The organism is Flavobacterium sp. GNP008 (assembly GCF_056428965.1).
Genome location: NZ_JBWJVL010000001.1, coordinates 101,974 through 119,540, shown reverse-complemented (window position 1 = coordinate 119,540; position 17,567 = coordinate 101,974). Strand labels below are relative to the sequence as shown.

The following is a 17,567-nucleotide window of genomic DNA, read 5'->3' as shown; positions in this document are numbered from 1 at the left end:
GCTTTCGGTTTTAAAGCGCAGGTTTTATGTATGGGAAAATAATTTTTACTATAATCGTTCTTTGGAGTTCGATGTCATTTTACGGGCAAGACAAGGGAAATAAGATTGATTTGGGATTTGCTTATGGCTTTGGCAATCAGCTAAAGAACACCGATTACACCTTTACCAATAGTTATTACAAACTGCAAGTATACTACACAATAAAAAAATACAAAAGTTTAAAATATGAAGTAATGCTTCAGCCAGAACTTAATTTTGCGACTCACCAACTTATGAATTTTTATTTTGTTGAGCCAGATGATCCTGATTATGTAGCCAAGCGAGAAAAATATACCAAGCTTAAGGACATCAAAGAATGCATTCTTAATATTGGTTTGTTAGTAAGAAAACCAATTTTTAAATCAGCTAGTATTTATCTTTTAGGAAGTGTCGGTCCAATGATAACGAATACTGAAACGGAACGATTGTCAAAAGGATTTGCATTTTCAGACGTTTTAGCTGTAGGATTTACGTTCAAAGTTAATAAAGTAACTTTTGACGTGAGGCCAAATTTTCGTCATGTATCTAACGCAGGATTACAAAAAAACAACTCCGGTTACAATACTAAAAACATTGATTTTGGAGTTTTATTTCCGTTATAAAAAAAGCATTAACTACTTTGGGTAGTCAACGCTTTAATAATAAGTTTAATTTTTTTAATTTTTAATTTCTTTATCCGCAGTAAAAACAAAATACAGTCCTATAAGTATAAAGGGAATGCTGAGCCATTGTCCTGTAGAAAATAAGCCTAAGGAACTTTCAAAACCACCTTGACTTTCTTTAACTGATTCCACAATAAAACGAACGGTAAAAAGAAGGACCAGAAACATACCAAATATAAATCCGGTATACTTTCTTTTTTCGGTTTTCCAATACAGGAAAAATAATATTGCAAACACAAAAACATAACAAAATGCTTCGTACAATTGTGTAGGATGGCGTACGGGAACCTGTTCTAATAAAGTAGCGAACTTAGGATCAGTTGCAATAGCTGTATATGCCTCTTTAGGATTCGCTATTTGGGTAGCATTTACAGCATCCATTGGGCTAAAATGATCTTTTATAAATTTAATTCCAAATGGGGATGTTGTTTCATGTCCAATAATTTCAGAATTGAAAAAGTTACCGAGTCGTACAAAAATAGCACCACTGGCAACAGGAATTACGACGCGATCCAAAATCCATAATTGTGGTTTTTTTAATATATTTTTACTGTAAAAATACATTGCAATTATGATAGAAATGGCCGCACCATGACTGGCTAAGCCTTGATAACCTGTAAATTCAAAACTAGGATTGAATCTAAAGGGCAAAATAATTTCTAATAGATGATTGCGATAATATTCCCAATCATAAAAGAAAACATGTCCTAAACGAGCTCCAATCAGTGTGGCCAATACAGTCCAGATGAATAAGGAATCTAATTTTTCGATTGATTCACCTTCGCGTTCAAAGATGTTTTTCATTATATACCAGCCTAATCCAAAAGCAATTACAAACATCAAGCTGTAATATCGAATAATAAAAAAACCTAAATCAATTCCTTCCGATGGATTCCAAACAATGTTTAAAGCGTGTATCATGTATTTTAAATTTGTTTATTTGACGTAAAAATAGAGATTAAAACTAAAATTCGTATTAAAAAAAAGCTAATCTTTAGGCGTATGCCTTTTTTTGGGAACAGGATCATATCCGGTTTTCCCCCAAGGATTACAACATAAAATGCGCTTAATTCCTAAAAATCCCCCATAAAATAAGCCATGATTATTTAAAGCTTCTATCATATAGGTGGAGCATGTTGGGTCAAAACGACAAGCTGAAGGTGTAAACGGTGAAATGGCAACTTGATAAAACCGAACGATCAGTATAAAAGGGAAAATGAGAATTTTTGAAAGCATGATTTATTTTTTCAAATTTAAAATGTCAATATTCTTTTGCCCGTTTTTAGTTACTAGACTTCTTCCGCGTGTTTAAAAATGGGGTTAGATACTAAAAGTTGTACCTTCTTTACCGTCTTTCAATTGAATTCCTATAGCAATCAATTGATCTCTAATTTGGTCTGATAGGGCAAAGTTTTTGTTTTCGCGCGCTTGTTTTCTCATCTCAATAAGCATAGTAATTGTCCCTTCCAATTTGTCGTTATTGCTATCAGAAATTTTTTCGTTTTCCAGACCTAAAACATCAAATACAAAACCATGAATTGCTTTTTTAAAAGTTTTTATATCCTCCGTATTTAGTGTCTCTTTTCCATCTTTCAAAATATTGATATATCGAACTCCCTCAAACAATTGTGCGATTAAAATGGGAGTATTGAAGTCATCATTCATAGCATCGTAACAGGATTGTTTCCATGCTTGAATATCAATAGTGCTATTTGTGGTAGCGGAGATGTCTTTTAATGCATTTAAGGCCTCCATTAATCGTTTATATCCCTTTTCTGCCGCTACAATGGCGTCATCCGAAAAGTCGAGAATGCTCCTGTAATGTGCTTGTAACATAAAAAATCGGGCTACCGAGGCGGAAAAAGCTTTGCTTAAAATCGTATTTTCTCCAGTCAATATTTCTCTTGGTAAAATATTATTCCCAGTTGATTTAGCCATTTTTTTTCCATTCAAAGTCAGCATATTGGCATGAAGCCAATAATTAACTGGAGTTTGACCGGTGCATGCTTCATTTTGCGCAATTTCACATTCATGATGCGGAAATTTTAAATCCATTCCGCCCCCGTGAATGTCAAAGTGGCTGCCTAAGTATTTAGTACTCATGGCAGTACATTCCAGGTGCCATCCGGGAAATCCATCACTCCAAGGCGAAGGCCAACGCATGATGTGTTGTGTTTCTGCTTTTTTCCAAAGTGCAAAATCTTGTGGATTTTTCTTATCGCTTTGTCCGTCAAGATCACGGGTATTGGTTAGCATATCTTCAATATTACGCCCGCTTAAGCGACCGTAATGATTGGTTTCATTGAATTTTACTACATCAAAATACACTGATCCATTGGCTTCATAACCAATACCTTTATCGATAATGGTTTTGATAATTTCAATTTGTTCAATAATATGTCCTGTTGCAGTGGGTTCAATACTTGGTGGTAAAAAATTAAATGCATTCAAAATATCATGAAAATCTACCGTATAGCGTTGTACAACTTCCATCGGTTCCAGTTGTTCCAAACGCGCTTTTTTTGCAATTTTATCCTCTCCTTCATCCACATCATCCACAATATGCCCTACATCCGTAATATTACGAACGTAACGTACTTTATAATCTAAATGTAGAAAATACCTAAAAATTACATCAAAAGACATGAACGTGCGTACATTTCCAAGATGGACATTGCTGTAAACCGTAGGTCCACAAACGTACATTCCAACATTTCCTTCATGAATAGGGGCAAACTTTTCTTTTTCTCCCGAAAGAGAATTGTATATTTTTAAATTTTGACTACTGTATAATGGCATTGCTGTTTTTTTTTGGAGCTTTTCCTGCTTTGTGTTACAATCTTTCTTCGTTAAAAAAACGAAGAAAGGATTTTCACTGCAATCAGGGCTAGGGCTTTATCGCTACGAATGAAATTTATTTTTATTTTAGAACTTTGTTTCTAATTTAATGTAATCCAAAAACTCTCTGCGAGTCACACTATCTTTAAATTTTCCACCAAACTCTGAAGTCACAGTACTGCTTTCGATATCACTGATTCCTCTTGAATTGACACAAAGGTGTTTCGCATCAATCACACAAGCGACATCTTCAGTACCTAAAGCAATTTGTAATTCCTGAACAATTTGCATAGTTAAACGCTCTTGAACCTGAGGTCTTTTGGCATAATACTCCACAATGCGATTCATTTTGGATAAGCCAATAACCGTTCCATTAGAAATATAAGCAACATGAGCTCTACCAATAATTGGTAATAAATGATGTTCACAGGTAGAATAAACGATAATGTTTTTTTCAACTAACATTTCGCCATATTTGTAATTATTGTCAAAAGTGGAAGCTTTGGGTTTCTTATCAGGATTTAAACCGCCAAAAATCTCTTTCACAAACATTTTGGCCACACGATTGGGCGTGCCTTTTAGACTATCATCCGTTAAGTCCATTCCAAGGGTCAGTAGGATATTCTCAACGTCTTTTTTTATTTTCTCAATTTTTTCGTCATCAGTAAGGTCAAATGCATCATCTCTTACTGGATTTTTTGCGGATAAACTAAAGTGATTATCTCCTATTTCGTCTTGAAATTCTTCGTTTTTTATCATTAAAAGCAACTATTATTGTGGGTGTAAATATTTAAGGCGTAAAGATAAATAATAAAAATTAAAGAATTTCTATAGCTTCTACTATTTAAGACGACTTTATCGGTTCTAAAGGTCGTTTTAGTTTTTAGAATTGATCCTAAAAACAAAAGGCAATAACACAGTAGTTATTGCCTTGTTGTAAAATATTTTAGAATAGTATTAAAACTATAGGCTTACGGCAGCGTTTAATTGGATCGCATTGTAAACCGGAATTGCAGCTTTTAATATTCGTACCGCACTAATCAAGTCTTCTTTCTTTAATACATATGCAATTCGTACCTGATTTAATCCCATTCCTGGAGTCGAGTAAAAACCTGCTGCTGGAGCTACCATTACAGTTTCTCCATTCAAATCGTAACTTTCTAAAAGCCATTGTGCGAATGCATCAGCGTTGTCAATAGGTAGTTGTGCAATACAATAAAAAGCACCTTTTGGTTTGCTTACTATGACCCCTTCTATAGTATTCAGTTCTTCTACTAAAGTGTCTCTTCGTTCTCTATATTCTGAAATCACCTCGTCAAAATAACTTTTTGGAGTGTCTAAAGCTGCTTCGCTTGCAATTTGTTCAATTGTTGGAGGGCTCAATCGTGCTTGGGCAAATTTCATAGCGGTAGCCATTACTTCTTTGTTTTTAGAAACGATACATCCAATTCTGGCACCACACATACTATATCTTTTTGATACGGAATCAATCATAATAGCATGTTCTTCAAGACCTGGTACGCTCATTACTGAATAATGAATATCTCCATCGTACGTGAATTCGCGATATACCTCATCAGAGATCAAGAACAAATCATGTTTTTTGACTAAGGCAGCTAATTGCATGATTTCTTCTTTAGAATATAAATATCCTGTTGGGTTTCCGGGATTGCAAATAAGGATAGCCTTTGTTCTTGGAGTAATCAATTTTTCAAAATCTTCTACTGCTGGTAAGGCAAAACCTGTTTCAATTGTTGAAATAACAGGCACAACGGTAACACCTGATGCTGTTGAAAATCCATTGTAATTAGCATAAAACGGTTCAGGGATAATAATTTCATCCCCTTGATCCATCGTGCTTCCCATGGCAAACATAAGCGCTTCTGATCCACCTGTGGTTATTATAATATCTTCAACATTTACTGAAATACCTTGATTGATATAATAAGCGGATAATTTTTTTCTATAGCTTTCGTTTCCTGCAGAATGGCTGTATTCTAAAATTGTTAAATCAATGTTTTTAACGGCATTCATTGCAACTTCAGGTGTCTTTATATCGGGTTGGCCAATATTTAAATGGAACACTTTATTGCCTTTTTTCTTGGCTATCTCTGAGTAAGGAACTAATTTTCGTATAGGAGATTCAGGCATTTGTTTGCCTTTGTTTGATATTTTTGGCATAGTCTTAATTATTGAATTGCAAATTTGCAATTTTTTTTTCGAATTTATTATAATCATTGTGCGTATATATTGTTAAATCTGCATTTTTGGTATGATTTATTTAGTATTTTTATGTAAAAGAATCGCAATGAAAAAAACAATATTTTTAATTCTTATTTTTCTTTTTCTGTCTCCACTTTTTGCACAAGAAGGATTTCAGTTTGAAAACGATAGTGATAGAATCAGCGTACCTTTTAAATTAATTAATAATTTAGTTTTTGTACCGATAAAAGTCAATGGCATAGAATTGAATTTTTTATTGGATACCGGTGTAGCCGAAACGATATTGTTTAGTCTGGAAGAAAAAAAAGAAGTCCGTTTTTTTAATGCAGAAAAAATATTATTAAAAGGTTTAGGCAGTCAAGAAGCTGTTGAAGGATTGAAATCGACTAATAATATACTGGAATTTAGTAGTTTAAAAAACACCAGTCACATGCTTTATATTGTTTTAGATCCTGAATTTAATCTCTCATCTCACATAGGTATTCCCGTAAATGGAATTATTGGATACCAGTTTTTTCGTAATAATTTAGTTGAAATTAATTATGAAAAAAAGAAGGTTATTGTTTACAAAGAGAGTAAAAAAAACAGAACTAAAATCGAAAAGAAATTTAGCATTATTCCAATTACCCTTGAAAAATCGAAGCCATATTTGAAAAGTACTGTATTTCAACACAATAAAGCGGTTCCCGTTAAGTTGTTGATTGATATAGGTAATAGTGATGCTATTTGGTTGTTTCAGGACCGTTCAGAGTTTATAAAGGTTCCTTTGAAAAATTTTGACGATTTTCTTGGAAGAGGTTTCAGTGGTGACGTAGAAGGTAAAAGAGGTAAAATCCAAAAATTTCAAATGGCAGATTTTGAATTTAATAATCCTGTGGTGGCTTTTCCTGACACGACTTCGATACGAAATGTCTCTATGGTACCCGATCGGATGGGGTCTGTAGGAGGGGAGATTATGAAGCGATTTACGGTTGTATTTGATTACCAAAACCAACAAATGTATCTCAAAAAAAACAGGGATTATCACGCTCCGTTTAGCTATAATAAAAGCGGGGTAGAGATACAGCACAATGGATTGCAATGGGTTCAGGAAACAGTTAGAATGGAAACGGTTTCGCTGGGCGCTAAATACAATGAGAACAGCGGGGTTAAAATGACGAATGATTTTAAGTACAAATTTCAATTGAAGCCCATCTATGAAATTGCGCATGTTCGGAAGAATTCTCCTGCCGCCAAAGCGGGATTGCAAAAAGGAGATATTATTATTTTGATTAATAATAATGTCACTCATAAATACTCATTGCAAGAAATTAATTCTATGTTTAAATCTGAGGGGCTTAAGTGGATTAGTTTAGAAGTAGAACGCGAAAGCGAAATCTTAAAGTTCCGGTTTCAGCTCGATGATATTTTATAAAAAAAACACTTCTAAATAATTTTAGAAGTGTTTAGGTATATTCTATTATTTTTTAATTGGATAGGACTTCTCCTTTAATCTTTAGTGCAACTCGTCCTGCTTCATAATTTACTGCATTCGATTCTACTGTCAATGTTTTTCGGATGGGTCCAGGTGCCATATTGTATTTCACGGTAATTTTTCCCGTTTTTCCAGGCATGATGGGCTCATTTGGTTTTGTCGGAACAGTACATCCACAGGTAGACAAAACGTTAGTTATAATTAATGGAGCATTACCAGTATTTGTAAAAATAAAATCACGAGTGCCGTTTTCAGTTTTGGTCACCTTGCCATAATCGATAGTATTGTCTTTGGCAGCAAATTCAATTTTAGGTCCATTTTGAGCAAAACTGATACTGCTGAACAATGTTAAAGCGAATAATGCTATTATTTTTTTCATTTTAAAATTTTTAAAATCATTTAAGTAAATATACTTTCTTTTAATTAACGTACAAATTTTTATTTCTCTTTTTATAGTCTACTTAATTATTTACTTTTGTTGCTCATACAAATACAAATATCAGACCAAAGTCTAAATGGGTATTTGTTGCGTTGGTTATGCGTTTAACTGAACGAACAAACAATTGAATTTAACGATTAAACGAATCTATAATAATGATTATTCCTGCACAATTTGACGCTAAAACTATTGAAGATAAGTGGTATGACTACTGGATGAAAAATAATTATTTTCATTCAGAACCTGACCAAAGAACACCCTATACCATAGTTATTCCTCCACCCAATGTGACTGGTGTTTTACACATGGGACACATGTTAAACAATACCATTCAAGACGTCTTAATCAGAAGAGCGCGACTTAAAGGTTTCAATGCTTGTTGGGTTCCGGGAACGGATCATGCATCGATAGCGACAGAAGCTAAAGTGGTAGCTAAGCTGAAAGCCGAAGGAATTAATAAAAATGATTTAACCCGTGAAGAATTTCTGGCCCATGCATGGGAATGGACGGATAAATATGGAGGCGTAATTTTAGAGCAATTAAAAAAACTGGGTGCTTCTTGTGATTGGGAGCGAACTAAGTTTACCATGGACCCTGATATGTCAGCATCTGTAATTCGTTCTTTTGTAGACTTATACAATAAGGGATTAATTTACAGAGGATACCGAATGGTGAATTGGGATCCTGAAGCCAAAACAACTCTTTCTGACGAGGAAGTAATTTATGAGGAACAACAAGGGAAATTGTATTTTCTAAAATATAAAATCGAAGGAAGCGAAGACTTTCTTACGATTGCCACAACACGTCCAGAAACTATTTTTGGGGATACTGCAATTTGTATTAATCCAAATGATGAACGTTTTGCACATTTGAAAGGGAAGAAAGCGATTGTGCCCATTTGTGGTAGAGTAATTCCAATAATTGAGGATGTATATGTTGATATAGAATTTGGAACAGGTTGTTTAAAAGTAACTCCGGCTCATGATATGAATGATAAGGCGTTAGGGGAGAAGCACCATCTTGAAATTATTGATATTTTCAATGAAGATGCTACTTTGAATAGTTTTGGGTTGCAGTATCAGGGACAAGATCGTTTTGTGGTACGGGAGGCAATAGCCAAAGAATTGGAAACCATCGGCGCTTTGGCCAAAACAGAAACCCATTTGAATAAAGTAGGAACTTCTGAAAGAACCAAAGCCGTAATCGAACCTCGTTTATCAGACCAATGGTTCCTGAAAATGGAAGATTTGGTAAAACCAGCTATTAAATCAGTTTTAGTTGACGGAGAAATTAAATTGCACCCAAAACGTTTTGAGAATACGTACGCTCATTGGTTAAACAACATCCGTGATTGGAATATTTCCCGTCAATTGTGGTGGGGACAACAAATTCCTGCGTATTTCTATGGTGACGGGAAAGAAGATTTCGTCGTTGCTGAATCTATTGAAGACGCTTTAGTTCTGGCAAAAACCAAAACGTCAAATGCAGAACTTCAAACCTCTGATTTACGACAAGACGTAGATGCTTTGGACACTTGGTTTTCGTCTTGGCTGTGGCCAATGTCTGTTTTTGGAGGAATTATGGATCCGGAAAGCGAAGATTTCAAATACTATTATCCAACCAATGATTTAGTAACCGGACCGGATATTTTATTTTTCTGGGTGGCGAGAATGATTATTGCGGGTTATGAATATACTGATAAAAAGCCGTTTACGAATGTGTATTTAACCGGCTTAGTTCGCGATAAACAGCGTCGTAAAATGTCTAAATCATTAGGAAATTCTCCTGATCCTTTAGCGTTAATAGAGAAATTTGGTGCTGATGGCGTTCGTGTGGGACTTCTTTTGAGCGCTTCTGCAGGAAATGATATCATGTTTGACGAAGAATTGTGCAACCAAGGAAAAGCGTTTACTAACAAAATATGGAATGCTTTCAAACTAATAAAAGGTTGGGAAGTATCCGATGCAATCCCGCAACCGGAATCTTCCAAAGTGGCTATTGAATGGTATGAGGCTAAGTTGCAACAAACACTTCTGGAAATTGAAGATAATTTCGAAAAATATAGAATTTCGGAAGCTTTAATGGGAATCTATAAATTAGTTTGGGATGATTTTTGTTCTTGGTTTTTAGAAATGATAAAACCGGCTTACCAGCAGCCTATTGACAGCGTAACTTTTGCGAAAGCAATAGAAATGTTAGAAAATAATCTAAAATTATTGCATCCGTTTATGCCATTCCTGACAGAGGAAATTTGGCAAATTCTTGCCGAAAGAACTACTGAAGAAGCATTAATTGTTTCGACTTGGCCAGAATTAAAGCCGTTTAATGCAAGTATAACAGCTGATTTCGAAAATACAATTGAGGTAATCTCCGGAATCAGAACGATACGCAAAGACAAGAACATTCCGTTCAAAGATGCGATTGTACTGAAAGTGATGAATAATGATAAAGCGTCAACGTATTTCGATTCGGTGGTGATTAAATTAGGAAACATTACATCGTTAGAATATGTTTCGGATAAAGTGGACGGAGCATTGTCTTTCCGTGTAAAATCGAACGAATATTTCATTCCAATCACTGGGAACATTGATGTAGAAGCGGAGATTGCTAAACTTACCACTGAGTTGATGTATACGCAAGGTTTCTTGAAATCGGTTCAAAATAAACTGGCAAATGAGAAATTTGTAGCGGGTGCGCCAGAGAAAGTATTGGCAAACGAAAGACAAAAAGAAGCTGACGCTTTGGCAAAAATTGAAACCATCGAGCACAGTTTGAATGGATTGAAATAAGTTTAAATCTCTTATAAAAATAAAAATCCCAATACTGAAATTTTCAGGATTGGGATTTTTTATGTTTTAAAGGAAAATTTAGCCTAATAAAAACAAGAAAATTAACGGAAAAATTACTCCGGCTAAAGCCAGTTTCCATCCTCTGTTTTTCCAGCTGAATTTCCCAGCTTTAATCATAACAGTTCCAGTTAAGGCAATGATGATCAAACTTATCGCAAAAATATCAGAATAGTAAATCCAGAAATTGGAGGTGCTTTTATGTAATTTCATTGTTTGGCTTATGAGTGGTGTTTTAGAAAAAGAAACGATTTCACCTTTACCAGTTTTCAGGTCAATTTCAACATCGTGTTTTTCAAAAGAAATTTTAAAAACATCTTTCTTTACATTATGGCGTCTGAATTTATCATCGATACCCAATTGTTTTCCTAAATCTTCAGCAAATTTCTCATCGATTTTACTTTCTGCAGGAAGGGTTACTGTTATGGCTTTTGTTTCCGTAGTATATTTTTCAGGGTGCCATAATTCTCGGTGGTTCATCATAAGTCCGGAGAAAGCAAAAGAAACAATAAGTCCGATGTAAAAATAGCCTAAATCGCGGTGTAAGTTTCTTCCTTTAATTTTTTTCATGAATTTAAATTTATGATATTAATTTTTTGTAAGACCAGTTATTTTATAAAAAGTTTAATTAAAATTTATATTTTAGACTTGTCATTACTTGACGCGGTGCAATAGGATTTACACTGTAATTTTCATGAACGGTATAATTTAGCTCATTTGTTATATTTGATAACTTGCATAAGATAGAAACTTGTTTCCAGGTGTATCCTGCTGATATATCTATTGTTGTGTAACCCTCAAGAGGAATTTCTCGGTCATAAATTCCGTTAGGTAATGATTGGTCAATTTGATTGTTCCAGCCACCCACTCTTTTTCCAATATAATTTCCTGAAGCCCCAAAAGAAGCTCCTTTTATTATTCCAGAAGGCAACGTGTAGAAAAAGCTAAGGTTAGCGGTGTTTGCAGGAGTTCTTGCTAAACGATCTCCTTCTATAAAGCTTCCTTTTAACCCAGACGTTTTAGTGAAGCGCATGTCATTATAGCTGTAGCCAGCTATAATATTAAAACCATCTAAAGGATTTGCAATAATGTCAAATTCTACTCCTTTACTGGTTGTTTCTCCGCTTAACACTTTTATTGACGTGTCTATATTGCTGGAACCATCGACTTTAAATTCAGCAGTTTGGGCTAAGTTGCTGTTTGTTATTTGATACACCGTAATGTTTGTACTTAATTTGCCTCTCCAAAAATCCTTTTTTAATCCCACTTCATATTGGTCGATAATTGAAGGCTCAATGGCTTTTAAATCAACTGTGGTTCCAGTATTTGGTGTAAATGAATTCGAGTAACTTGCAAAAAGTGACATGTTTTTTGTTGGTTGAAATACAACTCCTAATTTTGGAGTGAAAGCTTCATCTTTGCGTTTTGGAGCTTCTGTAACCGTAGCTTTAATCAAGTCATAAGTGTTCACTTGTGCTTCTTGCCATGACCAGCGAATTCCTGCCAATATTTTAAATTTTTCGGTAATAGAAATTAAATCCTGCGCATAAATTCCAAAACGGTTGGTATCCGTTTTTACAATTCTGGTATTCTTTGAATCTGGAATAGCGCCTCCTTGATTAAAATTTCCGAAATCAAATATGTTGCCACTCCCATATGTTGTTGGGCTAAATGTAAAAGTATAGGCTTCTGTAAATGAGTTTTCCATATCAACACCAGTAAATAATTGGTGTTTTACTTTTCCTGTCGAAAAATTTCCTTGTATGCTTAATTGCTCTCCAATGATTTGTTCGAGGTTTTTATTTTGTCCCAAAGGTCTTTTCCAGTCCCCATTAGCAGCCGGTTGAATGCGTTCCGTTCCTTTAGAAGTTCTACTGAAGTTTTGAAAAGAAGTATTGAAATTTAATTTCCAGTTGGTGTTAAAATCATGTTTTACCAATCCTGAAACGGTAGCCTGTTTCGTTTGTCCGTTAGACCAAGTCGCTCCAAAATAGGTATTACGAGGGATATCAATGATTTCCTTTCCGATGATGGCAGTTCCAAAGTCTGGGGTCCAATCGTCTTTTAAATAGTCTCCTTGTAAAAGAATCTCTGTTTTATCACTAGCTTTAAAAAGAACCGAAGGATTGATATAGTACCGCTCTTTTGTCACATTGTCTCTAAAACTTTCGGAATTTTCATAAGAACCGGTAAATCGATAAGCGATAATTTCGTTTAAGGGTCCGTAAATATCAATTGAAGGTTTGTAAAAAGAATAACTTCCCATTTGCATGGCAATTTCTCCTCCTTTTTTGAATGAAGGTGTTTTGGTTACCATGTTCAAAATTCCTCCAGGGGCAACATTTCCATACAATAGAGCAGCGCTTCCTTTTAAGACTTCAACTTTTTCTAAAGAGGAGACTTCTGGAATTGAACCACTATTAAAACGAAATCCATTTTTAAACATATTATTGGCAGACATATCATATCCTCTTGAGAAGAAAGATTCTTGGGCGCCACCACGAGCTGATCCAACATATACGCCATTAACATTTTTTATTACATCACTTAGTCGTATTGCCTGCTGCTGTTCTATAATTTCACTCCCTATAATTTGGATACTTTGGGGAATATCCATTGGTTTTAGACCAGAACGTACTGCTGTAACTGGTTTTTTATGTTGATTTTGAGTAACAATTACTTCTTTAAGAATCCCACCTTTCTTGTTTTTTATGGTATCTATAACGGTGTCGAATGTTTCAGTGTTAGCTGTATTTTCGATTCCGTTTGCTGTTTCTTGTGCAAAGCCGCTTGCGCTAAATAATAAGGTCAAAACGGGTATTATAATATTTTTCATGATTATTTATTTGGATTGAATAAAAATAACGGTGCAAATATATAATCTGATTTTCATTTAACAAAACTTATTTAGATTAAATATGAATAGTATTTAAAATTATTTTATACTGCTTTGAAATACAGTATTTTGTCAAAAAAAAATCCTTACTTTTTAAAGTAAGGATTTTAATTAAAGTGTCAAATGTTAAATTTTAATATTTTGTTTTCGGGTTTTACCCCACCAAATATAGAATCCTGTGATAGGAAGACTCGCAATAAGTAAACTGACTAGAAAAGCAAATATTTTTCCGGCTAAACCGAAAACACCGCCGGTGTGAATATCATAATTAAGGAGTATTAATTGATCAGCAATTTTAGCTTCCTTATATCTTCCGTAAATGTGGTCTACTTTTTGTTCCTGTATCGTATATTGGTCAAAATAGCGGTAATCTATTTTTCCATACGTTCCTTCATCAGGATTTGCATTAGCAGCAATGGAAGAAAAGGCATTTTCTGGAGGATGGACTTCTATTGATTTCGCATTAGGGTATTCTTTTTTCATTAATGCCCAAATTTGATCTAACGGTTTTTTTACATATTTTGTTTTTTTGGTTGAAATAGGATCTTCATAAACAAGTGATTTTTCTCCGCCCAGAACAGTATAATATGAATAACTAAACCACTGAAAACCCCAAACTAAGCCGGTAATTGCAAAAATAATTGCAAAAACAAGCACATAAAAGCCAGTAATGGTGTGTAAGTCATAGTTTTTACGTTTCCATTTCGGGGCCTTTTTCCATTTAAACCAGAAGCGCTGTTTTACTGCATTTTTATTTTTTGGATACCAAAGTATGAATCCTGTAATAAGCATTATTAAAAATACTAATGTTGCCGATGCTACAACCAGTTGTCCAACTTCATGTGGTAACCAAAGGTAGAAATGCCCATCAAGAATAAACTTAAAAAAACCTTCTTCCATATTAGTAGTTGCAAGTACTTCTCCTGAATACGGATTTAGATATACTGTATAATGATAAGTAGGTTCAAAATGGAAAAATATAGCTTCAACAGCTTTAACGGGACCATTATATTTTATAGCATGAAGTATTTTGTTTGGTATTTCTTTTCGGGTAATTTCTTCTAATTGGGAGGGTAAAAGAAAAGCTTTTTCTTGTTTTTCAACAAACCGATATGTTTCGGTAGTGTTCTGAATTTCTTCCTGAAATGCATAAAGGCATCCCGTTACCGCAATAATAAAAACAATCAAGCCCGAGGTCAAACCCAGCCAAAGATGAATTTGTAGAATCGCTTTTTTTAAGGTGTTGTTTTTCATTAAAAAAGGATAAAACTCCTCAGTATAACAAGGAGTTTAGTTAAACAAAATTACTTCTGAAACTTAAAATTTATATGTTAAACCAGCGGTAACATTTCTCAAACGTTGTGGAGTTACAGTAGACCAACCTGAATAATATTTTTCGTTTAAAGCATTATTTAATTTCAAGGAGATATTAAATTTATCATTAGAGTAAGACAAAGCCGAATTTAAAACACTGTAATTTGGTAATTCAAAAGTGCCAATATTTGCCCTGTTTAAGGTTTTGTAAGCACTAGCATAATTTCCGCCAAACCCAATTCCGAACCCTTTCAATTTTCCTGAAGTCAACGTGTAATTAGCCCAGAAGTTAACGAGTGTTTCCGGTCCTGCTTCTTCGGGTCTTAGTCCTAAATAACCATCTCCGGGATTGTCTTTGGTTACTTCACTTTTATTGTTACTGAATCCAGCTATGATGTTAAATCCTTTTACCGGATTTGCAGTAAAGCTTACTTCAACTCCTTTGCTATTGACTTCACCCCCCTGAATCGCATTGTTGATATTGTTTGGATCGGTCATCAATCGGTTTCTTACATCAATAGTATAATAACTGATTGATGCGGATATAATATCTTTATATAAGTTTGTTTTTAAGCCAAATTCATATTGATTGGCTTGTTCTGGATCAAATGATTTCATTCTCGGATTAGAACCATCAATTTCAGAAATTTCTCTGGGTACTACGTTAATAAAACCATTCATATAATTTGAAAATACCGAAACTTTATCTTTGACTAACATATAAACCAACCCAAATTTTGGTGAAACTGCTACTTGGTTGTTTTCTTCCGTAGCCGTTGTAGATTTGAAGTGATCCACTCTTAAACTGGTCATTACGGATAACTTATCGGTTATATTTAGTACGTCTGAGGCATAAGCACTAATAACTTCCGTTTCTGCAGTAGTATTTCCGCTGAAGGAACCTACTAATAAATTATCAACTCCCGCTTGTGTCAAATCTCCGGAATCGGATCCATTAATTAAAGAAACCACACCGTTTCCTAGCCAGCCTGTGCTCCCGTTTAGTATACTTGATTTATAATAATCAACACCTGCGACCAATCGGTTTCTTAAATTTCCAATTTTAAAATCTCCAATGAAATTCTGTTGAATATCAGTTGCTAATGTTTCTCCGTTTCTTTTAGAAATGAATCTTGAAAAATTATTTCCGTTTGAAGCGTCAAATAAATAGGAATAGTATCCACTGGTTTTACTATTGCTTCTGGATAATACAGTTTGAGATGTCCATTGATCAGATAACTTGTACAACATTTGAGCTTGTAAATTATAAGTAGGATTACTAATAGACAATTCATTGGAAGTAAATGATCTTTTATAATTTCTTTCAAATAATTCTATTGAATCAAAGGATAGAGGCGCGTATCTACTCAAGAAAAGCATGGGTGCATTTGAAGAATTTCTATTAGTAAATTCAGTATTTATTAAAAACGAAAGTTTATCATTTACTTTATAACTCAATGAAGGCGCAAAGAAAAACGATTTGCCGAAACCTGCATCTAGAAATGAATTTTCTTTTTGATATGCTGTATTAATTCGTATGGCAACATCAGCGTTTAAAGGTAGATTTATGTCGGCGGTGATTCGGTCCATTCCATATGAGCCAGAATTATAACTAATTTCTCCACCAAATCTTGAAAATGGTTTTTTAGTTACAATATTTATTAAACCACCATAAGAAATCAAACTGCTTCCAAATAATGTCCCTGATGGCCCTTTGATAACCTCTATATTATCCACGTTTGCAGGATCAATACTTCCGTTATTTATTCCTGGAAGCCCGTTTATCATAGTTGGTTGAACAGAAAAACCTCTCATTGTAAAATATTCAGCACCATCTCCGCCACGTCCAGTTGACTCCCAAAGACGTGTTATTCCAGTCGCATTTTTTAACGCATCACTAAAGTTAGTTACCACTTGCTCTTTAAGTAACTCGCTAGTAACAGTGTTGTAAACTTGTGGATTTTCAATATTGTTCAAAGGCATTTTAGAAACCGTAGTGCTTTTTTCTCTTTTATACCTGTATTTGTTGGTGTTAATAATAACTTCATTTAAAATTTTCAGGGAATCTTTTTTTTGCTCTTTTGTTTCTTGAGCACTAGCTGTTATACTAACTAATAAGATGGACAGGTAAAGTGTATGTATCGTTTTCATTTATTTAGATTAATTAAAAATAATAATGCAAATATAGAAGAGCTTTCTATTTTAACAAAACTTATTTAGACTAAATATAAATAATATTTTAAAAAATGTTTTTATAGTATTGAAAAACAGTAATTTAAAAGCATAAAAAAAACCTTGCTTTTCAGGGTAAGGTTTTAATGATAAATAAATGTTAAACTTATTTGATTTTTTTCATTGAAAATTGTTCAGTGCTCGGTTTTCCTTGTTGGATTCCCGAAATTTTAGCTACTAAACCGTCTGGAGTGATGTGGGTGTAGCTAATTTTTTGAGGATAGTCGTGTTTTGGGTTTTCAAAAACCAATTGTTTCTCTGTTGTAGTGGTCAATAGGAAAGCAACTGGCTTATCATTATTTTGTCCTTTTACAGTAGCAGTGTAGGTTAATTGTTCCCCTTTTTGCTGTAAGGTTATAGATTCAAAATGCAAGGTGTCTTTTTCATTTATAAAGTATGACTGTGCTTGAAAGGTGCTGTCGTTTACTTTTCTCCAAGTTTCAGTAAGGTTACCTTCAGCTGATTTGTTTTCCCAATTACCCAAAAGCCAATTTGCCGCTTTGATTTTTTCATTTTTGTTTGAATCTGACTTTTTACAAGCAGAAATTGCCAAAAGTAGAACGAGAATAATGAATGTTTTTTTCATGGATTTCAAATTTAGATT

14 protein-coding genes are annotated in these 17,567 nt (G+C 34.1%); 3 read left to right on the top strand and 11 right to left on the bottom strand.

All coding sequences use genetic code 11. The features are described 5' to 3' along the window. Positions 1-26: 26 nt before the first annotated feature. Entirely contained in the window at positions 27-641 is a 615-nt protein-coding gene (locus AC0608_RS00580; protein WP_478287758.1) for an acyloxyacyl hydrolase, read from the top strand. A gap of 54 nt (positions 642-695) precedes the next feature. Here the strand turns inward: AC0608_RS00580 and lgt are convergent, their stop codons facing one another. From lgt to AC0608_RS00555, 5 genes are all read right to left on the bottom strand, one after another. Beyond that, a complete protein-coding gene (gene lgt / locus AC0608_RS00575) occupies positions 696-1,622 on the bottom strand; it encodes a prolipoprotein diacylglyceryl transferase (RefSeq protein ID WP_478287757.1) in 927 nt (308 codons plus the stop codon). Between the two features lie 66 nt (positions 1,623-1,688). Then, positions 1,689-1,937: a membrane protein insertion efficiency factor YidD gene (gene yidD, locus AC0608_RS00570; protein WP_478287756.1), complete on the bottom strand. Its 249-nt coding sequence runs from the start codon at positions 1,935-1,937 to the stop codon at positions 1,689-1,691. Positions 1,938-2,021: 84 nt separating this feature from the next. After that, entirely contained in the window at positions 2,022-3,500 is a 1,479-nt protein-coding gene (cysS, locus tag AC0608_RS00565) for a cysteine--tRNA ligase (RefSeq protein ID WP_478287755.1), read from the bottom strand. Between the two features lie 126 nt (positions 3,501-3,626). Further along, positions 3,627-4,298, bottom strand: a complete 672-nt coding sequence (folE, locus tag AC0608_RS00560; protein ID WP_417960771.1) for a GTP cyclohydrolase I FolE — start codon at positions 4,296-4,298, stop codon at positions 3,627-3,629. 204 nt (positions 4,299-4,502) lie between these two features. Further along, the gene (locus tag AC0608_RS00555; protein ID WP_417990269.1) at positions 4,503-5,720 is read right to left on the bottom strand and encodes a pyridoxal phosphate-dependent aminotransferase; all 1,218 of its coding nucleotides are present in this window, start codon (positions 5,718-5,720) and stop codon (positions 4,503-4,505) included. 127 nt (positions 5,721-5,847) lie between these two features. Here AC0608_RS00555 and AC0608_RS00550 point away from each other — a divergent pair, with 127 nt between their 5' ends. Next, positions 5,848-7,176 (top strand): PDZ domain-containing protein, encoded by a 1,329-nt coding sequence (locus AC0608_RS00550; RefSeq protein ID WP_478287754.1) that lies wholly within the window; start codon positions 5,848-5,850, stop codon positions 7,174-7,176. Between the two features lie 52 nt (positions 7,177-7,228). On the opposite strand, the gene AC0608_RS00545 is transcribed toward AC0608_RS00550, so the two are convergent. Then, positions 7,229-7,615, bottom strand: coding sequence for a DUF1573 domain-containing protein (locus AC0608_RS00545; protein WP_417960765.1), 387 nt, complete (start codon positions 7,613-7,615; stop codon positions 7,229-7,231). A gap of 215 nt (positions 7,616-7,830) precedes the next feature. Here AC0608_RS00545 and AC0608_RS00540 point away from each other — a divergent pair, with 215 nt between their 5' ends. Next, a complete protein-coding gene (locus AC0608_RS00540) occupies positions 7,831-10,464 on the top strand; it encodes a valine--tRNA ligase (RefSeq protein ID WP_478287753.1) in 2,634 nt (877 codons plus the stop codon). Between the two features lie 78 nt (positions 10,465-10,542). On the opposite strand, the gene AC0608_RS00535 is transcribed toward AC0608_RS00540, so the two are convergent. The 5 genes from AC0608_RS00535 to AC0608_RS00515 all read right to left on the bottom strand — a co-directional run bounded on the left by AC0608_RS00535 (position 10,543) and on the right by AC0608_RS00515 (position 17,549). Continuing rightward, positions 10,543-11,091 carry a PepSY-associated TM helix domain-containing protein gene (locus AC0608_RS00535; protein WP_417990266.1) on the bottom strand — a complete coding sequence of 183 codons (549 nt, stop codon included), beginning with the start codon at positions 11,089-11,091 and terminating at the stop codon, positions 10,543-10,545. Between the two features lie 58 nt (positions 11,092-11,149). Continuing rightward, positions 11,150-13,357, bottom strand: a complete 2,208-nt coding sequence (locus AC0608_RS00530) for a TonB-dependent siderophore receptor (protein ID WP_478287752.1) — start codon at positions 13,355-13,357, stop codon at positions 11,150-11,152. A gap of 186 nt (positions 13,358-13,543) precedes the next feature. After that, positions 13,544-14,671 carry a PepSY-associated TM helix domain-containing protein gene (locus AC0608_RS00525; RefSeq protein WP_478287751.1) on the bottom strand — a complete coding sequence of 376 codons (1,128 nt, stop codon included), beginning with the start codon at positions 14,669-14,671 and terminating at the stop codon, positions 13,544-13,546. 63 nt (positions 14,672-14,734) lie between these two features. Then, a complete protein-coding gene (locus AC0608_RS00520; RefSeq protein WP_478287750.1) occupies positions 14,735-16,882 on the bottom strand; it encodes a TonB-dependent siderophore receptor in 2,148 nt (715 codons plus the stop codon). 187 nt (positions 16,883-17,069) lie between these two features. Next, complete coding sequence (locus tag AC0608_RS00515) at positions 17,070-17,549, bottom strand: DUF6265 family protein (protein ID WP_478287749.1); 480 nt, start codon at positions 17,547-17,549, stop codon at positions 17,070-17,072. Between the last annotated feature and the right edge of the window lie 18 nt (positions 17,550-17,567).